The sequence below is a fragment of the Mesorhizobium sp. WSM2561 genome (assembly GCF_000513915.1).
Lineage (GTDB): Bacteria > Pseudomonadota > Alphaproteobacteria > Rhizobiales > Rhizobiaceae > Mesorhizobium > Mesorhizobium muleiense.
The window spans coordinates 112,918-130,694 of sequence record NZ_AZUX01000020.1 but is presented as its reverse complement, the minus strand read 5'-3'; the positions used below and the strand labels follow the sequence as shown (position 1 = coordinate 130,694).

The 17,777-nt window shown below is 60.0% G+C and carries 17 protein-coding genes and 1 pseudogene; 8 read left to right on the top strand and 10 right to left on the bottom strand.

Annotated features, from left to right (window positions below; translation table 11 throughout):
* Positions 1-365: 365 nt before the first annotated feature.
* The 4 genes and pseudogenes from M727_RS0118625 to M727_RS36735 all read right to left on the bottom strand — a co-directional run bounded on the left by M727_RS0118625 (position 366) and on the right by M727_RS36735 (position 3,097).
* A complete protein-coding gene (locus M727_RS0118625; protein ID WP_027153951.1) occupies positions 366-608 on the bottom strand; it encodes a hypothetical protein in 243 nt (80 codons plus the stop codon).
* 636 nt (positions 609-1,244) lie between these two features.
* Positions 1,245-1,586, bottom strand: a pseudogene (locus M727_RS36740) (low affinity iron permease family protein); the annotation flags it as partial.
* Between the two features lie 721 nt (positions 1,587-2,307).
* Positions 2,308-2,547, bottom strand: coding sequence for a hypothetical protein (locus M727_RS0118605; protein ID WP_023803165.1), 240 nt, complete (start codon positions 2,545-2,547; stop codon positions 2,308-2,310).
* Entirely contained in the window at positions 2,540-3,097 is a 558-nt protein-coding gene (locus M727_RS36735; RefSeq protein ID WP_245268698.1) for a hypothetical protein, read from the bottom strand. Before M727_RS36735 ends, M727_RS0118605 begins: the two co-directional genes overlap by 8 nt.
* A gap of 778 nt (positions 3,098-3,875) precedes the next feature.
* Between M727_RS36735 and M727_RS0118595 the strand changes: the two genes are divergently transcribed.
* The 4 genes from M727_RS0118595 to M727_RS0118580 all read left to right on the top strand — a co-directional run bounded on the left by M727_RS0118595 (position 3,876) and on the right by M727_RS0118580 (position 7,899).
* Positions 3,876-5,987 (top strand): catalase, encoded by a 2,112-nt coding sequence (locus M727_RS0118595; protein WP_027153949.1) that lies wholly within the window; start codon positions 3,876-3,878, stop codon positions 5,985-5,987.
* Between the two features lie 237 nt (positions 5,988-6,224).
* Positions 6,225-6,512: a hypothetical protein gene (locus tag M727_RS36730; protein ID WP_128170746.1), complete on the top strand. Its 288-nt coding sequence runs from the start codon at positions 6,225-6,227 to the stop codon at positions 6,510-6,512.
* 115 nt (positions 6,513-6,627) lie between these two features.
* Positions 6,628-7,236, top strand: a complete 609-nt coding sequence (locus M727_RS0118585) for an isochorismatase family cysteine hydrolase (RefSeq protein WP_027153947.1) — start codon at positions 6,628-6,630, stop codon at positions 7,234-7,236.
* Positions 7,237-7,260: 24 nt separating this feature from the next.
* Complete coding sequence (locus M727_RS0118580; protein WP_027153946.1) at positions 7,261-7,899, top strand: DUF6766 family protein; 639 nt, start codon at positions 7,261-7,263, stop codon at positions 7,897-7,899.
* A gap of 24 nt (positions 7,900-7,923) precedes the next feature.
* Here M727_RS0118580 and M727_RS0118575 read toward each other — a convergent pair whose 3' ends face one another.
* The 5 genes from M727_RS0118575 to M727_RS0118555 all read right to left on the bottom strand — a co-directional run bounded on the left by M727_RS0118575 (position 7,924) and on the right by M727_RS0118555 (position 11,451).
* Positions 7,924-8,130 carry a KTSC domain-containing protein gene (locus M727_RS0118575; RefSeq protein WP_027153945.1) on the bottom strand — a complete coding sequence of 69 codons (207 nt, stop codon included), beginning with the start codon at positions 8,128-8,130 and terminating at the stop codon, positions 7,924-7,926.
* 12 nt (positions 8,131-8,142) lie between these two features.
* The gene (locus M727_RS0118570; RefSeq protein WP_245268697.1) at positions 8,143-8,373 is read right to left on the bottom strand and encodes a hypothetical protein; all 231 of its coding nucleotides are present in this window, start codon (positions 8,371-8,373) and stop codon (positions 8,143-8,145) included.
* A 196-nt stretch (positions 8,374-8,569) separates the two neighbouring features.
* Positions 8,570-9,715, bottom strand: coding sequence for a PHB depolymerase family esterase (locus M727_RS0118565; protein ID WP_027153943.1), 1,146 nt, complete (start codon positions 9,713-9,715; stop codon positions 8,570-8,572).
* 149 nt (positions 9,716-9,864) lie between these two features.
* A complete protein-coding gene (locus M727_RS0118560; RefSeq protein WP_027153942.1) occupies positions 9,865-10,791 on the bottom strand; it encodes a hypothetical protein in 927 nt (308 codons plus the stop codon).
* Between the two features lie 162 nt (positions 10,792-10,953).
* Positions 10,954-11,451, bottom strand: a complete 498-nt coding sequence (locus tag M727_RS0118555; protein WP_027153941.1) for a ferritin-like domain-containing protein — start codon at positions 11,449-11,451, stop codon at positions 10,954-10,956.
* Positions 11,452-12,161: 710 nt separating this feature from the next.
* On the opposite strand from M727_RS0118555, the gene M727_RS42385 reads away from it, so the two are divergent.
* The 3 genes from M727_RS42385 (at position 12,162) to M727_RS0118540 (ending at position 15,454) form a co-directional block, all read left to right on the top strand.
* Positions 12,162-12,374, top strand: a complete 213-nt coding sequence (locus M727_RS42385; protein ID WP_023803175.1) for a hypothetical protein — start codon at positions 12,162-12,164, stop codon at positions 12,372-12,374.
* Positions 12,375-12,585: 211 nt separating this feature from the next.
* A complete protein-coding gene (locus M727_RS36720) occupies positions 12,586-13,635 on the top strand; it encodes a YihY/virulence factor BrkB family protein (RefSeq protein WP_084646787.1) in 1,050 nt (349 codons plus the stop codon).
* Between the two features lie 736 nt (positions 13,636-14,371).
* Positions 14,372-15,454 (top strand): histidine kinase dimerization/phosphoacceptor domain -containing protein, encoded by a 1,083-nt coding sequence (locus M727_RS0118540; RefSeq protein WP_027153940.1) that lies wholly within the window; start codon positions 14,372-14,374, stop codon positions 15,452-15,454.
* 167 nt (positions 15,455-15,621) lie between these two features.
* Here the strand turns inward: M727_RS0118540 and M727_RS0118535 are convergent, their stop codons facing one another.
* On the bottom strand, positions 15,622-17,022 hold the full coding sequence (locus M727_RS0118535; protein ID WP_027153939.1) for a phospholipase D family protein: 1,401 nt from the start codon (positions 17,020-17,022) through the stop codon (positions 15,622-15,624).
* Between the two features lie 388 nt (positions 17,023-17,410).
* Here M727_RS0118535 and M727_RS41550 point away from each other — a divergent pair, with 388 nt between their 5' ends.
* On the top strand, positions 17,411-17,698 hold the full coding sequence (locus tag M727_RS41550; RefSeq protein WP_156941553.1) for a hypothetical protein: 288 nt from the start codon (positions 17,411-17,413) through the stop codon (positions 17,696-17,698).
* Positions 17,699-17,777: the final 79 nt, after the last annotated feature.

Sequence of the window (17,777 nt, the reverse complement as noted above, 5' to 3'; positions counted from 1 at the left end):
AAAGGAGACTGGTATGGATGTCTTGGCCCATCATTCGACGGAGCTTGTGGTGCTTCGCATCGCACTCATGGCAATTGCATCAATGGTTGCTGAGCAATCGGNTGACCCAGATCGGGCATTGGCTGACATGGAAGAGCNGGCACTGTCCACGTTCGATCATATGGAGATCGATTTTTCCGGTTTCGAAGGGGACATCGCTGTTGCCAAGTCTCACATGCGGTCGTCGCTGGCGTCGCTCTTTTCTGGGATATCGCTCCGCGGCTAACCCGCCACGAAAGCTATATACGCGACCGGCGTCCCGGCCGGCGGGATCGGCCGTAGGTCCTTCATGACCAACTCGACGCCGTCGATGACGAGTGTGTCCGTCATGGCGGAGACGATCGAGGTACTGCGAAAGTGATCTGGTTGTCGGTCGCCACAGTGAGGGTGCCGTCGACGTATTTCTGAGACACGCGGCGCCTCACCGCATCGAGTGGATAGACCGTCGTCACTGGCTCGCCCGGTATCCATGGCGTCGACGGATCTGGCGGCGCTGTGACCGTGCGGGTTAGCATGACAACGCCCTGCTTGAACTCGCCGAGCATCTCGCTCGCGAACTCCTGATGCATCTCGTCATAAAAACCGGGCCATCAGACGACCAGAATATCGGGCAGGCCATACATCGCGCCGATCAGCGGCGCCAACAGCCCGTCTATGGTAGTCGAGACGCATCCGGGGCAAAAATGTTGCCGCTGTCGCCGGGGTCAAAGAACTCCCGCTCGATGCCCTCAATACCTTCAGAGCCGAAGCGGTGTGTTTGCGGGCGAGATCGGAGAGTGTGGCCTTGGCCTGCTTCCTTGCCCGCGAGCGCGCTCCTGATGGCCTTCCAGCCCCTGTGCGCCGGCCGCCGCGCTGGTTGGTGGCCATGCTTTGATTTCCGTTTGATTTTCGCCGTCTATTCAAACTCGCAGGCGAGATGAGCCGTATGTTGCCCATCCCGCCCCACGGTCTTTCGCTCAGGGGTTATGCTTGCTGCCGAGATGGCCGCTTTGGCGCGGGTTCTCTGCTCGTCGTATTCAGCCCGTTCTGCGGCACCAACGGCCCGCTCACCTTCCTCTGACGCGCTAAGGCTTTCGTACGACTCCAGCAGCCATTCTAGCTCGGCTTTGATCTCAGCTCGGGTCATGCGGCCTTCCGCTTCTGCGCTTCCCGCTGCCAGTGCTTGGCAGCCGCTGGCGTAATTTGGCGCCAGAGACTCCCTCGTGCTTAGCTTCTTGATCAGCCGCCGCTGCCTCCAATTCAAGCCGCGCCAAATGGGCTTTGATCTCCTCAGGCTCGGCGTGCTCCAGCCCGACGACATTGTTCCTCGTTTCCTTCAATGCAACGATGATCTCGTCGAGCTTCGCATGGATGGCAGCGGTGTCGCGGTAACCCTGGATCAGTACGACCCCGGTAATCACTATCGCAGCTACAGAAAGCGCATAGGTGATTACGTTTGTGAGCCCGAAAGGAACCATCGCAGTGCACGCTATCATCGCGACGATCAGCACATAAAAACCGGGCGGACGGGATAGAAAGTCGGCGATCACAAAGAGAAATCGGTTCATGCGAATCCCCAATAAACCACGTAATCCCGATTGGGGCCGCATTTCGGGTATCGTCAATGGCGCAAATCACGCAGCTTGATTGCGCCGCCGCGCCTCTTGCTGGCGTCGGCGCTCGTTGCGCTTGGCAGCCCAAGAGAAGTCGTCATGTTCCGACGAAAGAATCTTGGCGAACGCGCCGTCGGCGATCCACGAATTCAGGCTGTCCCGTTCGCCCGCATCTTCCGTGATCGTAGCCGAAACATCCCTGATTCATGATGCAACAGCCTGATTTCGGCGCTTTCGCTATTCTGCGAGGCCCTGCGGGCGAGAATGATCGCGATTTGCTGCAAAGCCCGGTTTTTTCTATCCCGTCCGGTGTTCGGGTGGATGCCCTCCACCTTGAAGCACCAGCTGCGGAATGACTTGCCGCCGACCTTGGATCTGGCCCGGGCGAGGACGCTCGGCGCTCCTTCTCATTGCCAACGGCGAGCAGCCATTCGTTGCAGCGCCTCGAGCTCGCTGATCTCTTGTCCCGACCGCAGGGTGCCGATCCGGTTCCAGAACGCCCTTCGCTCCTACGCTAGCGGGTCTGCCTTAGGGTCGAGCTTGTCGCCCACCTCTTTGCACCACCCGAGCTTATCGGTGTATGTGTGAACATTGGGCAGCTGCTGGGCCGGCCGGCCCGACATGTTCATGGCTGGCGCGCTCGATCTCGGCCGCGCGGATGAAGCGCTCCGCGATTTCACCGATGTTCATGGCGCGCCTCTTTTTCCTGGCTGTTCTGCTCCTCGCCGCCGTCCGTCCGGTTGATTGTCACCGTGCACGTAATCAGGGTGTTCCAGTCCGGGCCGTGTTCAATGACGTTATGGAGCTCGGAAATTTCTTCCAAAAAGTGCTCGATCGTGATGGGGCCGTTCTGGTGGTCGTAGACGAGAACAGCTTTCCAGCGCTTGTCGCCATGAAGCGATACGACGTTACTCATGCCGAATTGCTCCTGCGGTCATCGAACAAATCCGGCTGGATGCTCGCGGGCCAAATGCCTTGACCACCCGCTCGTATAGCATACCGACAAATGCAAATATTAGTGGCACGACGCCGCGCAGATCCTGGGCAATGAACTGCAGCTCGCCGAGCGGGCAAACATCCCACATCGTCAGCCAGTCGCCGGCGCGGCGCTCGAGTATCTCAGGGCACGCCCGCACCATGTCGGATGCGGCCCAAAATAGAACCTCGTCTAGTTGGCCCTTGTTGTTGTCGGTCTCGGCCAAGGTCGAAAGCACCAGGCGCAAGTGCCCTTCCCCGTGCCGGCGTATGATGCGAGCCAGCGTCTCGACCGCGCGCGCCTCTCCCGGCTCCAGATAGCGATGCCGGTCGACAATCTTGATGCCGAGCTCATCACATAGGGCTTGGACGCGCGGGTCGGTCAAAGCATCCCCGCTTCCTGAGCGCATGTTGCACCGTCGACGGATCACGAACAGCAACCCTATCTGCCCCCTAGGCAAGCTCGGCTTCAGCACCATCACGGCGCACATGGCCGCGTCTCGCGTTGCCACGATACTATACTGACGCGACGGTCCTCTCATCTCGGCATACGTGCAGCCGTGCATGGCATACGTGCAGCCGTGCATGCGGGCCACGAGGTCGATGACATGCCGAGCCGTCACCAGCTTGACCACCGTTGCAAATCTCAGGCGTGGCCCCTGGAGCGGGTTCTGGCTTCGGCGGCTTGGGAAACGGCGCAGACCTTCATGCCCGCACCTTCCTGCGCTCGACGGCCACCTGCTTACCTTTGACAATGTCGGAGAACGCTTAAAAAGGACGCTCACAACGGAACACGAAATCCGCCGCATCCCGGGTGACTACTTAGTTGTTGCCTTGTCGGTTTTTCTTCGGTTTCGCTACCAATGCAGCAGGAGGAGCGGTTTCAGCCTTAAGTCGTTGCTCTCGCAGCCGAGCAGTCTTTGCATCTCGTGCTGCGCGCTCAATGTCTGTTAATGCCCTTGCAGCATCCGACGTGCGCTCCTGCCTATCGTATTTTTCTTGATGGGTTAAGCCTTGTCTTTCCCGCATTTCCTGTCCTCGATCTGACGGTATGGCGCTCTGTTGGCGACCCGAACGATCGTCGCGAGATCGTGTTCCCCCCAGACAACGAAAAAGCCCGCGCCTCTGGCGGAGCGCGGGCCCGATGTTCCGGTAGCCGAGTGCTATTCTTCGAAATGCGGGCCACGTGACACCCACCAGGAACTTAAGTGGGTGTCCCAGCATTGAGGGAGACCTGAAGCCGCCCCCTCCTTTTCAAGGAATTCAAGCATGGCCAAGACAACCAGACAGTCGTCGGGCAAGCCCGCGACGATCCATGATCAAAAGCTCGTGCGGGGGAACGGAGGCGAGCTTCACCAGATCGCCGAAGGCGACAGCGAGATCCTGACGACCGCACAAGGCGGCCCAGTGGCCGATGACCAGAATACTTTAAGGATTGGCCAGCGCGGACCGTCACTAATCGAAGACTTCCACTTCCGTGAGAAGATTTTTCATTTCGATCACGAGCGCATTCCCGAGCGCGTCGTGCATGCACGCGGCTATGGCGCGCACGGCTTCTTCGAGACCTATGAATCGCTAGCGGCTTACACCCGCGCGGATATCTTCCAGCGTGCCGGCGAGAAGACGCCGGCCTTCGTGCGGTTCTCCACGGTGGCCGGTTCGAAAGGCTCGTTCGACCTGGCGCGGGACGTGCGTGGGTTCGCCGTCAAATTCTACACCAACGAAGGCAATTGGGATCTCGTCGGCAACAACATCCCAGTTTTCTTTATTCAGGACGCAATCAAGTTTCCCGACGTCATTCATTCAGTGAAGCCGGAGCCTGATCGTGCCTTCCCGCAGGCGCAATCGGCACACGACAATTTCTGGGACTTCATCAGCCTGACGCCCGAATCGATGCATATGGTCATGTGGGTCATGTCGGATCGGGCGATACCTCGGTCCTTCCGGTTCATGCAGGGATTCGGCGTTCACACGTTCCGGCTGGTCAATGCGAAGGACGAATCCACCTTCGTCAAATTCATCTGGAAGCCGAAGCTCGGCATGCAGTCGGTCGTTTGGAACGAAGCGGTCAAGATCAACGGCGCTGACCCCGATTTTCATCGACGCGACCTCTGGAATGCCATCCAGTCTGGTGATTTCCCGGAATGGGAGCTCAACCTCCAGCTCTTCGATCAGGACTTCGCGGACAGTTTTGACTTCGACGTTCTGGATCCGACCAAGATCATTCCGGAAGAAATCCTCGCGCCGGTCCCGGTCGGCCGCTTGGTGCTCGATCGTATGCCCGACAATTTCTTCGCCGAGACCGAGCAGGTCGCGTTCATGACGCAGAACGTACCGCCCGGCGTCGACTTTTCCAACGATCCCCTGCTGCAGGGTCGAAACTTCTCCTACCTGGACACGCAACTGAAGCGTCTCGGCAGCCCCAATTTCACCCATATCCCGATCAACGCACCCAAATGCCCGTTCCACCACTTCCAGCAGGATGGCCTCATGGCGATGCGCAATCCGGTCGGCCGCGTGAACTACCAGCCGAATTCATTCGGCGAAGGCCCGCGGGAATCGCCGCAGCACGGTTTCCGGTCGTTCGCCGAGGCGGAGGAAGGCCAGAAAGTCCGTCTGCGCGCAGAGAGCTTCGCCGACCACTACAGCCAGGCGCGACAGTTCTTCAACAGTCAGACCGCGCCTGAGCAGAAGCATATCGCCATGGCGCTGTCCTTCGAGCTCTCCAAGGTCGAGACAACGGTTATCCGCGAGCGCATGGTGTCGCATCTCCTCAACATTGATGAAGGCTTGGCAGAAACTGTCGCTGACAAGCTTGGCATGAAGCAATTGCCCAAGCCCGCGGATGCGGCGGTCGCGCCGAGGGACGATCTCGAACCATCGCCGGCGCTCAGCATCATCCGGAACGGGCCTGACAGTTTTGCTGGCCGCAAGGTCGGTGTGCTTGTCAGTCCCGGCGCCGATGCAGCGCTGCTGAAGAACCTCCAGGCAGCGATCGAGAAGGAAGGCGCAGTGATGGAGGTCATAGCGCCCAAGGTGGGCGGCGTCGAGGCGGCGGATGGAAGTCTCATCGCTGCAAAGCACATGATCGACGGCGGGCCATCGGTCCTGTTCGACGCAGTAGCGCTGATCCTCTCCGAGGAAGGAGCGGAGCGCCTGACGGGCGAGGCCGCCGCGCGCGATTTCGTTGCCGACGCTTTTGCTCATTGCAAATTCATCGGCTTCACGTCGGGCGCCGTCCCGCTGCTGCAGAAGGCCGGCGTCGAACCGGAAGCCGATGAAGGCATGATTGGTCTCGATGATCCCAAGGCGATTACCGGTTTTATCGAGGGCTGCCGCAAGCTGCGTCTCTGGAGCCGGGAAATGGCCGTCAAACTCTAGCGATGGTGACGGAGTTTCTCATGCAGATCATTCGAACCGAAGTTACCCAGGCAACCGCCCAGACCGGACAGCCCATCCTGCGCGTGATCTTCTGCGGCGAAGGCGGTGACTGCGTTGCCGTCGACCTGGCACGCGTTGACGGCGGAAACAACGAGGCCGCTATCAATCGAGCGAAGGCGGTCCTGGTCCAGATCGCGACCTTCGATTTGGCTGTGAACGACTATGATGCCCGAAGCAATGGCAATTTTGACGAAGTCGCCGTCACAGCGGCGAATGACGAAAACGGCGGGCTCTATATCTTCGAGTATCGGCGGACGCGGCCGTCAGGTTCTTCCCTCCAGGATGCCAAGTTTAGAGGCTGCGCGGGAGGAAGCGGTTCGATGCGCTATCGATCTTCTGGTCGACCTTCAGCCGGGCACGGACGATCTTTCAGGTTGGCTCGTGCGCCTGCGCGACGAGAACGGCGAGCTGCTGTACGCCATCGACGTGCAGGAGGCGCAAGCGGCCCGCCTGACAAGACCATGAACCGGCAACGGCTAAAGGCGGATTGGCAGAGATGCGAGGCTAAGGCGGGACCTCCCGGGCTACGCCCGCGCTCAGATAGAGACCATGCATCACCCCACCGCGGCCGCGGCTGATCATGGCCGCCCTAGGCCTGGTACACGGTCCGCTTGGTGAGAATTCCCTACATCTTTGCGTTGACATGCAGCGCCTGTTCGCGCCGGGCGGGCCTTGGGCCGTGCCGTGGGCGCAAAACGTGCTGCCGGTCATCGAGGAATTGACCGCAAGACATCCGCAGCAAACGCTGTTCACACGTTTTGTTCCGGCCGCTCGGCCTGGCGAAGGACCGGGCATGTGGGCGCGGTATTATCAGCGTTGGGCCGAGGTCACCCTTGCCAACATCGATGCCGGCCTCGTCGATCTGATGCCTTCTCTGGCGCGGTTCGTGCCGCCGGCAAGAACGCTCGACAAGCATGTCTATTCGCCGTGGACTGAAGGCCGGCTCGACGCGATGCTCAATGGGTCAGGGATCGACACGCTGGTCATCACCGGCGGCGAAACCGACGTCTGCGTGCTTGCCACGGTCCTCGGCGCCATCGACCGTGGTTTTCGTGTCGTCCTTGCGACCGATGCCATCTGCAGTTCGGTTGACCAGACGCATGAGGCACTGTTGGAGCTCTACCGCTCTCGCTTCAGCGAGCAAGTCGAGGCGGTGATGATCGAAGAGGTTCTGGAGAACTGGCGTTAGCCGGAGCTGCCGAGGGAGACGACCATGAAAAGCTTTTTCCGGGACAATGGACTGACGATCGCCCTGGTGGCGATGTTCTTGTTCAGTGCGATTGGCATGATCTGGTCGGGTCATGCGGCCTACAATGAAGAGCTTCAGAACCACGGTTCGGCATCGATTGGGCTGCTCTCCTATCTTGCGAGCGGCGACTTCCTCTCGGCGCTGTTCGAGAACTGGGAAAGCGAATTCCTGCAGATGTCGGCCTATGTCATGCTGACTGCAATGCTGTTCCAGCGCGGTTCCGCCGAGTCTCGTGATCCCGATGATCCCAACCGGCCCGAGGACGAACTTCCGACCGCCACCCGCAGGCGCAACCCGATCCTGTCGTGGCTCTATTCATACTCGCTGGGCTTGGCGCTGGCCCTGCTGTTCATCATCTCATTTGCCTTGCATTGGTGGGCGAGCCTGGCGGCCGCGAACGAGGAGGCGCTTCGGCACGGCGGCGAGGTTCAATCCCTGGGAGACTATCTTCTCGACGCCCAGCTATGGTTCGAGTCCTTTCAGAACTGGCAGTCGGAATTCATGTCGACGGCCGTCCTGGTCCTGCTGTCGATTTTCCTACGCCACAAGGGCTCCCCGGAATCAAAGCCAGCCGGCGCGTCAAACTCCGAAACCGGCGCATGAGTCTCCGCGTGCAGGCAACGCTCGCTATGCTTCGGCAATCGGGCGGTGCCGGCAACGGTCGCGAAAGTGGTCGTTGAAGAACCGGCCCTTTACGAAGGCGTTTCGGAACGCCGCATAGGTCTCCGGCGGCACAGCCTCGTAGTCATAACGCGTGCCGCTCGCGACGAACCACACCGAGAGAACCCTTGTCTCCGGATCGTACTCGGTCTTGCGGATTGACGTTGGTGGCATGATATCGGCGCTCTATACGAGCGCCATTGGCATGTAGCGGGCGATCACCGTGTCCTGCGGGAACCGCCGTTCTAGCTCGGCGCGCCGTTTGCGCCAGTCCGGCAGATCGACATCATCCACCATCACTTCGAAGATGACGATTTCATCTGTGCTGGACTGCTCGCCATCCTGCCACTGACCTTCCGCGGGCGCCTGCAGGTAGGCTGTGACGCCGTCGAAACGGCTGGCCAGGTCTTCCTTCACACGGTCGAAATCTTCCCGGCCAAATGGGCGACCGGTGTTGTCCGCGCGGGGAAGCAGGATCTGGACGAGGTGCAGGGCGACCGCTCAATGAAAAGCGGTCACCGATTCCAAAGAACGACGCGTTCCCTTGCCTGGTCGGAGCCGCTTGACCTTCTCGGGCCGGCGAGACAGTCGGCGAGCGATTCGCGCCGTCCGCCTAGCGCATCAGGCCCGCCGCTCGCAGGGCATCTTCAATGATCTTCTTCACGCCGGGCTGGCGCGATTGATGGATGGCAGTCGGCTGCGGGGGCTTCGTCTTCGCATTTTGTATACTTGGCGCCGGTGACTGGGGTAGTTGCCGTTGGCTGGCGGGCAATTGCGGCCTCGATTTCCGGGAGGCGCTATCCTCGGTTGCCGCGATCCCCCAAAACTGCGCGATCTCGCGTGTGGAGGCGATGCCGACATCAAGCATATAAGGTCCCGGAGCGCCGAGGCCGTTGCCGAGCGGCGTGCCGTGGCCCATCCCGGCGATCATGTTGATTTCGATCAAGGCATCTCCCGCCCCGTTACGCCAGACCTGCTTTGCGTGCGGTCCGGCAGCTTCCCGACGCGTCGGCGCTTTCTCAAGCCGGTGGACTCCCCGCCACTGGCCTGCGATCGCTTCCGCGTTGGAAGGCGAAACCGTGTGGTCAGCGGCACCGTGCCAAATCGAAATCCTCGGCCACGGTCCCCGATGATCCGATGCGCCGCGGAGGGCCCGTTGCAGATCCTGTTCCGAAGGACCGCCGTGGCCGCGCATGCGATCGAAGGCCTCCGGGATTGTCGTTGCGCTGCCGTAGGGCAGGCCGGCAATTAACGCACCGCCGGCAAACACTTCCGGATAGGTCGCCAGCATGGCCGCTGCCATTGCGCCTCCGGCCGAGAGGCCGGTGATGAAGATTCGCCTTCGGTCGAGACCGTGGGTGACGACCATCGTCTCGATCATCTGGCGAATCGAAAGCGCCTCGCCCGAACCACGCTTGGTGTCGCCAGGCTGGAACCAGTTGAAACAGAGGTTCGGATTGTTGCCGCGTTGCTGTTCGGGAAAGAGCAGCGCGAAGCCAGCCTCGTCGGCGAGTTGGGACCAGCCGGAATGATGGTCATAGCCGGCCGCGTTCTGGGTGCAGCCATGCAGCACGACGACGAGCGGGGTGCCCTTGGATAGGTCATTGGGAATGTAGAACTTCGCTTCCAACCCGCCAGGATTGGTACCGAAGTCGGCCAGCGTCCGGAGGTGGTCTGACGCACCGAGGTCGGCGGGATGTGCGGCATGTCGCGCCTGCAGCGCGGCAAGGCGGGCGATGGTATCAGAGATTTTTCGCAATGGAGCCGTCCCTGTTGTGACGCCCGGAATGGACGGCCATCTGTGCAACGCACGTGCAGCAATATCGTTGCTGCGTTGCACAAAAACAAGGGAGCGCGGCGGGAGATGGAGTCCGGCCGATCCTCTCGGTCGGCCGGGAGTAGACGTCTTCAGCTTCGACTGGCTGTGAGATGGAGCGCGTCTTCTTCGTCGTCGCGCTGCTTGCCGCCTAACGCTGCCGCTGCGCTGGCGATGAACGCACCGATCATGAGAGAAAGCGCGCCAACCAGCGCGAAGCTGGCGCCGGCTTTTCTAGCTGTGTCGGCTGCTTCCTGTGCTTGGACTTTGGCCGCCTCGACCTGAGCAAGCACCGCATCAACCCGGGCAGTAGCATCCGCTTGCGACAAGCCAGTGCGAGCGGCCACGAGTTGGCCCAGATAAGTCTTGTCGTCGGCCGAGACTTCGCCGGCCGCCGCACTCGTAATGAGGATGCGGGAGGCTTGTGCGGCTGCTGTCGCATCGCCCTCCGCGCCCGGCGCCGCCAGCCTGGAAGGATCGTTCGGGCGGAACAGCGCATCGACGAAATACGACGCCGCGCCGCTGCCTCCGTCGTTCCCGGCGTTTGCGGTCGCCCCTGCCGAGGCACCCATTGCTGCTCCCGAGGCCACTGTCGAGGCCGCCTTGACGCCGGTGCCGATTGCCGCGGACAGCGCCGAACCGAGCACGAACACGACCAGAAGCGTCGCCAGCGCCCAAGCCATGAATCCGTGCGCAGTATCCCGGAAGAACGTCTCGTCCGTATGAATGCCGACCCATTTGGTGCGAAGGCGCCCGGTCAGGTAACCCCCGAGCCCGGATGACAACCATTGCACGATGACCAGCCAGATCGCAGTGGACACAGCGAAGGTGGTGACGCTGGCGCTTTCGTTGGACCATGGAGACACCATCGTGAGCCCGAGGCCGGACCCGAGAAGCATCAGGATGAACGTCAGGGTCGAGGCAGCGAAGGCGCCGGCGATGATCGGTCCCCAGTTGACTGCGGATGACGAGGACTCGACCGCCGCGGCGCCGTCGGTCGCCAGGATGGTTGATGCCATGGATTCCTCCTACCGCATGAACAGCGCGAGAAGGATGATGATCGGAATAGGAACTCCGAGCAGCCAGAGTAGAATGCCACGACCCATGATTGCCTCCTATCGAAAGACGGATGTTGGAAGTAAAACAGCCACCCCAACACAGTTGGGGTGGCTGGTGTGTGATCAGGCGGCCTTGGCCATTTCGTTGGCCGAGGCGTCCGCCAATCCGGTGAGCGCCTCGTCTGTCATAGACTCTTCGCCGAGCGTCTGTTCGATCAGCTTGGCGGCGTCGCTCATGCCCAAAACCTCGGCCCAGCGCTTCAGCGTGCCATAGCGGGTGATCTCGTAGTGCTCGACAGCCTGGGCAGCGGAGATCAGACCGGCGTCCAGTGCGGGAGTTCCCTTGAACTCCTCCATAATCTCCTCGCCCTCCTCGATGATGCCGTCGATCGCGGGACACGTCTTGCCCTGTGCCCGCTTGCCAAGGAGCTCGAAAACCTGCTGCAGGCGCTCGACATGACCGTCGGTTTCGTCCTTGTGCTTCTCGAAGGCTGCCTTCAGATCGGCCGATGAGGCGGCGCGCGCCATCTTGGGAAGCGCCTTCAGGATCTTCTTTTCCGCGTAATAGATATCTTTGAGCGTATCGAGGAAGAGATCATCCAATGTCTTTTCTTTCGCCATGGCGGATTTCCTTTTGGTTCCAGCGTTTTTTGTTGTCGCTCACGGGGTTGTGAAACGCATGCTCAACAAGCGCACAACGCCGGAAAGGTTCCCTTGAGACGTCTCGCTGCACGTCACTCTGACTTCGTGGGGTCAACCCCTGGTTCAATTCACTTCCCGCTCCGCCAGGCATTTCGCTATCGAGGGATCGCATCATGCTCTGATACTTGGCGTCTCTATCTGTCGAGCTTCTTGAGAATATTTTTGTCGGCGCAGCCTTGAACGAGCGCGCCTGACCTTGGGGATGCTGCTCGCCAAAGTCGCCGGCGGCGAGACCAGCCCTTCCACCTAAAAGAATTCTCTGCGAGAACGATGCCTCCCGCCAATCGTGACACCGCCTGGCCTCCGATCCGGTTGCTCCTGGCGGCCAACAATGCCCACGGCGAAATAGACGTCCGGTCGTTTTTCGAATTGGCGCGCTGGGGAAGACCAAGGAACAACGTCCAGCGGTGATGTCTGCGGGTCAACCGCGCGGTGGGCGCTCGCCGTCGCTTTCGCACAGGTAGTTGTGAATGTCGGTTGCAGCGACCGCTGCGTGCCCGAATGCGACCGCGAGCTGGTTGAAAGACACAGGAGGCGAATGGGCTTCGCTTTGGATAGTGAGGGCGCATCGCCTGGCTTGATCCGGCGACGCGAGTCCGACGGCGAGGGATATCTATGAGGAAGCCTGGATGATCAGACCGCCAAGACGACAGGGCGAATACGCGGATCGGGAGATCGATTGCCAAGAGGCCATGGAGCCCGGCTTTCAGGCTATCGTCGGTTGCATGCTGGAGCGGCTGGACGCCAAGAGGCACCAGCTCCCGACCGCCCACGCCCAGAATCCCCGCCGGCCGGCCGCGCCAAAGTTAAAACGCAATCAGCCGACCACCACGATTGGCTGAGATGGTAGAAAGCTGGTTATTCTCATTGGTCGCTCGAACAAGCCACTGAGGTCCTGGGCAGGGCAGTATCGCTATCACATGAACTCGTCGCATGAGGTGGCGCAGTGTTTCTGCAGACGGGGGATGTTTGTTTGCGGGCGCAGGTCTGCACCTGCATCCTTTGGCGCTTTCATACGTTTGCCCGCGAAGAAGATGCTCCGGGCCGGCAGCCATGTCGAAAAAAACAACCGACGACGCTTACGAAGATCAAGTGCAGCTTGAGCGGCGGGCCAGACGGCAGGGCCGCGGACGCAATGCCGAATGGCCGTCAGAGATCCCCAGCCGTGGCTGGAAAGACGTGCTGTGGCGGGTCTTTGCTGAAGTAAACGAGGACCGTGTTATGCTGATCGCGGCCGGGGCCGCATTCTATCTGCTCCTTGCCCTCTTTCCCGCGCTTGCCGCGTTCGTGTCCATCTACGGTTTTGTCGCCGATCCTCAGACCATCGCTGAGCACTTTGCGTTCCTTGGCGGCGTACTGCCTTCGGGCGGTCTGGACATTATCAGATCTCAGCTTGCGTCCTTGGCCGCTCAGAAGACTGGCGCGCTCAGCTTCGGCTTCATGTTCGGCCTTGCCGTCGCACTGTGGAGCACCAGTAACGGCATCAAGACGCTATTCGAAGCCATGAACATCGCCTACGAGGAGAGTGAAAAGCGCGGCTTTATCCATCTGAATCTTCTGGCCTTGGGCTTCACACTTGGCGCCATCCTCATCGGTATCGGCTTTATCGTCTCGGTGGGGATCGTGCCGGCCATGCTTGCGCTGCTGAACCTCGGCGGTTGGACCGAAGCCTTTGTGCGGATCTTTCGGTGGCCGATGATGCTGATCCTGGTCGGCCTCGGGATCACGCTGATCTACCGCTACGGCCCCAGCCGCGAAAGGGCAAAGTGGCAATGGGCGACATGGGGCGCCTTCCTCGCGGCTGGGGTGTGGATCGCGGTCTCGATAGGGTTTTCCTATTATCTTGAGAACTTCGCCGACTACAACGCGACGTATGGAGCCCTGGGGGCAGTCATCGGCTTGATGATGTGGACCTGGATCTCTGTGATTGTCCTGATTGTGGGGGCGGAGCTGAATGCCGAGATGGAGCACCAGACAGCCAAGGACACCACCACAGGTGCGCAGCAGCCGATGGGTGCGCGAGGTGCCACGGTCGCCGACACGCTGGGCGGATCGGCCGATGCTGCCAACCAGCAGTCGCGTTCGGGCGAGCGCAACACCTAATGCGCAGATCTCGTGAGATCTCCGCGCAACTTCGCTTGGCGCAGATCACTGACATCGGCATTGGCGACGAAGTTGCAAAGACCTTGGGCAATGACAAGTCAGATCAGCGAGCAAATGAATACCTTCAGGCGCAGTCTCCATCCTGCTCAGGTTCGGCGAATGGCAAGCGCGACATTGGCAGAGAACGGCGGCACATCAAGTTTCAGCCATGTCGGAATTCGCTTGCCATTCCCCCGTTTGCCTGCCGGCCGCGGTATCCCAGGCGATGACCCGATAGGTCCCGCGAGCCAACCCGGGCAACTCCAAGGCGGCCGGAACCGGCGCAGCATACCGTTTCGCCCGATCGTGTCGCGGCGAAGCAGCCAGACCTGGATGAGCACATGCGGGGTGCGGTTTGGCCACCGCATGCCGCCACCGGCGCCGCCGCTGCCAGGTGAGCCCATTGCAAATGGCGGAAATATTCTGTCGGCAGTTCCGGCGACGTGCAGATCGTCAATTTCGATTGGCAGAGACGGGATTTTGGCACAACGCTGTTGGAAAAAAGGTCGTGGCCGTGCAAAGTGACGCAAGGTTGACTGAACTCTCAGCAAGACGGCCTGTGTTGCCCACGGCTCTGCCGCTCCGTGACGCGGGCTCGTCCTACTCCTGACATCGCGCAGCCGCTTCCAGCGTTGTCGGTGTCGAGCAAAGTGCATGACTGAGACTGAGGCTCCCACGCAAAGCACAGGCGACCAAGATGACATCAGATTCAGACAAGGCTGAGGCAGTTGAGCAATTGCTCGATACACCGGACCTTGCCACCGCGCTGGAAAGCGAGCAGTTCAAAAAATTTCTTGACCAGGTGCCGATCGCTATCGCCGTGTCGGACTTAGGCGCGAAGGAGCGCGTCGTCTATGCTAATCCAGAATTCGAAAAAGTGTCAGGCCTGAAGGCAGCCGAGCTTAGCCGGCAAAACTGGGGAGCACTTTCCGGCATTGGCATCCACCAGCAGAAGGGCCGGCCTCTGCCCGAGGCCTTGGTCGAGGAAACCGATTTCGTCGGCACTTTCCGGCTGGAGCCCGTCGGGGCCAACCCGGCTCTTGTCGACGTTTATTCAAACATCATCGTGGACGATAACGGCACGAACTGCTTCCGACTGGTGGCTCTGGTCGACGTCTCATCCCATGGCGAATCTGAAGAAGCGCGATTGGTGGAGGAGCGCGTCCGCGAGAAGGACACCCTGTTGCGCGAACTGCAGCACCGGGTGAAGAACAACTTACAGATGATCACCGCATTGATCCGTCTAGAAACCCGTAACGCGACCGAGCCCGACCAGAAAAGATTTGAGAGGCTCGCCGGCCGCGTCGACGCTCTGGCGATCCTCTACCAGACGCTATCGGCAGACGAGCAGAAGGATGAGGTCGATCTCGGCGTTTATCTTAGCCAGATCGCCTCCGCGGTGATGGGGTCGCATGCAGTTGAGGGGATCCGCCTCGACATGAAGGTGGATACCTATCCGGTATCGATCAACGTCGCCATGCCAACGGGACTGGTCGTGAACGAATTGCTCACAAATGCACTCAAGCATGCATTCCAAGGGCGTGAAGGCGGGACGATAAAGCTGCACAGCATCGCCGATGGCGACGGCTGCCTGGTGATAGTTGCGGACGACGGTATCGGCCTGCCGGAAGGGGAGACATGGCCCAAGCCCGGCAAGCTCGGCGCGCTGATCGCGCGCTCGCTGACAGAGAACGCCAAGGCAAAGTTCAACGTCGCCTCGAGCGCCAGCGAAGGGACGAAGGTCACCATCGTCTTCACGCGATCGGCGGCAGCAAGCTGACAATTGCCAGAGGGCGGATGCTTCATGCTCCCGGCCTTTCCACCGCGGCCCCGGGGCGCTGTGCTTGGCACATTCACGTCGCCGTTCTTCAGGTATGCCGTACCCGGCGCGGCAAGAACGCCGCGTCGATCCCGCCGTTAGCACCTATGCTATCTTAGTGGGTCTGGCTAAAGCTGAGACTCAACCGGAAGGTGGCGGACCAAGGCCGCCAGAACCCGGCGAAAAATTCCGGCCTCTGGTTCGTGTGTGTATTCTTGGAGTTTGCCTTCTTCGCATCCATGCCAGTGCAGCACATTGTTCTTTAGTTCCAGCCGATAGCTGGTTTCTAGTGATATCTCCGCTTGAAAAAAGCGCCGAAGTTCACCGACTAATTCGGCATCCTCAAAGAGCACGCCCATCTCCGAGTTCAAAGACACTGACCGGGGATCAAAATTGAAGGAACCGACGAACCCAGCCCTGTCGTCAACCGTGAACGATTTGGTGTGCAGACTGGCACCCTTGGAGCCAAACACCGAAATTCCCTGACCGCGAGTGAAGGGCTGGAGCTCGAACAGTCTTACGCCATTCCTCAGCAATCGCTTGCGATAGTTTGCATAAGCCCCATGAACCGCGGCGACGTCTGTAGCGGCCAAGGAATTGGTCAAAACGGAAACGTCAACCCCATTGCTGACGAGGTCCATCAGGACCGCGGAGCCCCTTTTGCCAGGGATGAAATAGGGAGATACAATTTCCAGATTGTTGCGCGCCGACTTTATGAGGGGAAGCAACTCCTTGGTAAGCCAGCTGCGACGTCTCCAACCTCTCACCTTCTCTGGAGGATCGGAAATCACCCGAACTCGATCCACCCAATGCACGTCGTTGCTGGCCGCGATGAACTCTGCGATGGACCCTCGGTCACCGATCCCGTTCAAAAGCATTGATTCGGTTTCGAGATCGCTTCCTGAAAACAAATCGGAATGCTCGTTCCCCGCGGCTGGACCCAGGACACTGATTGATTTCGCGTCCTCGCAAGCCCAGAATGCCTCAAATATTTCGGCGGTTTGCTGCACGGCAGGACCGAGGAGCAGCACGTCTAAGTCGCGAAAATTGGTTTCTGCTGCGTCGAAATAGGCATCGCCAACGTTGCGCCCGCCTACGATAGCAACGTTGTCGTCAGCGATCCATGCCTTGTTGTGCATCCTCCGGGTCAACGCAAATAGTCGCAATACAATTTCCACAGCGCGCATGACGCTGCGTTGCCTGACGCCGCTCGGATTAAACAACTTCAACTCGATGTTTGGATGATTGCTCAAGGCCAGATAGGCCGCATCGTTCTTTCGCGGATTGGCGTCATCAAGGAGCATGCGAACTCGCACGCCGCGCTCAGCGGCCCGGAAAACTTCCTGCAAGAGCAAGCGGCCAGTGTGGTCATCGTGCCAAAGGTAGTACATGAGATCGAGACTGCGAACGGCACTCCTTGCCGCCAGAACGCGCCCGGCGAAGGCGTCATAATTGTCCGGGACCAGCAGCAAGCCGCTCTTGCCTGCTTTGATGTTGTCGTGTGCAATCCGCGTAATGGATACTTCCATAAAATTTTCTACCCTTCAGCGATAGAAACCCGGCCTCGCTCAAGATCGTAGCAAGAACCCTTCAAAGGTAATCTGGTTGCAAATGTAGCTGTCGAATCCCCTGGAGATTTAATCGTGCCATGATCGGTAGATGATCGGAGGCGATCCGAGATAGCGATGTATGGTGCACTTCGAGGCTGGAAATCAGACTTGGTGGTTTGGCCAGGATCCGATCGAGCGCAAGCAAAGGGAATCGCGAAGGGAAACTGGACAGCACGGTGTGAATTGGACCAAAATGCGGCAGTAGCGCCAGCAACGAGGATCTGCTGTGCACCCGCCATTCGTTGAGATCGCCAAGCAAAGTGGTTGGCCTTAGGACCGAACGCGTCGCCTCAAGCAGTGCGTTGGCTTGCTTGGTGTGCGGGACCGCCGGAGTGCCGAACCGATCGTCCTATATGCCCGAGCCGGCACGTCGACGGGCCGGATCACCCGTGCGAACTCCGTCAGCGCTGGTGGGATCGATCTTCGTCAACCGCGATCTGGCCTCAATTACGCGCTGTTGCGCAGCCCGTATCCTGCTGCACAGCGCGATATTGATGCCGACACCGCAGTCATCATCCAGCATCTCGTTCGCACGCTCAAGGGAGCGCTCGGCCCGATTAAGCCGCTGTCGGGCTCGCGCCAGTTCCATATCTAAAAGTTCCATTATTCCGAATCCATTGCGGTCCCTTTGATTGGTAAACCGCTTGTGGTCGCCGTTGGTTCCGGCTGTTCGC

Coding starts and splice junctions, on each gene's coding strand:
- M727_RS0118625 (WP_027153951.1), bottom strand. CDS start 608: ATGCATCAGGAGTTCGCGAGCGAGATGCTCGGCGAGTTCAAGCAGGGC.
- M727_RS0118605 (WP_023803165.1), bottom strand. CDS start 2,547: ATGAGTAACGTCGTATCGCTTCATGGCGACAAGCGCTGGAAAGCTGTT.
- M727_RS36735 (WP_245268698.1), bottom strand. CDS start 3,097: ATGTGCGCCGTGATGGTGCTGAAGCCGAGCTTGCCTAGGGGGCAGATA.
- M727_RS0118595 (WP_027153949.1), top strand. CDS start 3,876: ATGGCCAAGACAACCAGACAGTCGTCGGGCAAGCCCGCGACGATCCAT.
- M727_RS36730 (WP_128170746.1), top strand. CDS start 6,225: ATGGCAATTTTGACGAAGTCGCCGTCACAGCGGCGAATGACGAAAACG.
- M727_RS0118585 (WP_027153947.1), top strand. CDS start 6,628: ATGGCCGCCCTAGGCCTGGTACACGGTCCGCTTGGTGAGAATTCCCTA.
- M727_RS0118580 (WP_027153946.1), top strand. CDS start 7,261: ATGAAAAGCTTTTTCCGGGACAATGGACTGACGATCGCCCTGGTGGCG.
- M727_RS0118575 (WP_027153945.1), bottom strand. CDS start 8,130: ATGCCACCAACGTCAATCCGCAAGACCGAGTACGATCCGGAGACAAGG.
- M727_RS0118560 (WP_027153942.1), bottom strand. CDS start 10,791: ATGGCATCAACCATCCTGGCGACCGACGGCGCCGCGGCGGTCGAGTCC.
- M727_RS0118555 (WP_027153941.1), bottom strand. CDS start 11,451: ATGGCGAAAGAAAAGACATTGGATGATCTCTTCCTCGATACGCTCAAA.
- M727_RS42385 (WP_023803175.1), top strand. CDS start 12,162: ATGATCAGACCGCCAAGACGACAGGGCGAATACGCGGATCGGGAGATC.
- M727_RS36720 (WP_084646787.1), top strand. CDS start 12,586: ATGTCGAAAAAAACAACCGACGACGCTTACGAAGATCAAGTGCAGCTT.
- M727_RS0118540 (WP_027153940.1), top strand. CDS start 14,372: ATGACATCAGATTCAGACAAGGCTGAGGCAGTTGAGCAATTGCTCGAT.
- M727_RS0118535 (WP_027153939.1), bottom strand. CDS start 17,022: ATGGAAGTATCCATTACGCGGATTGCACACGACAACATCAAAGCAGGC.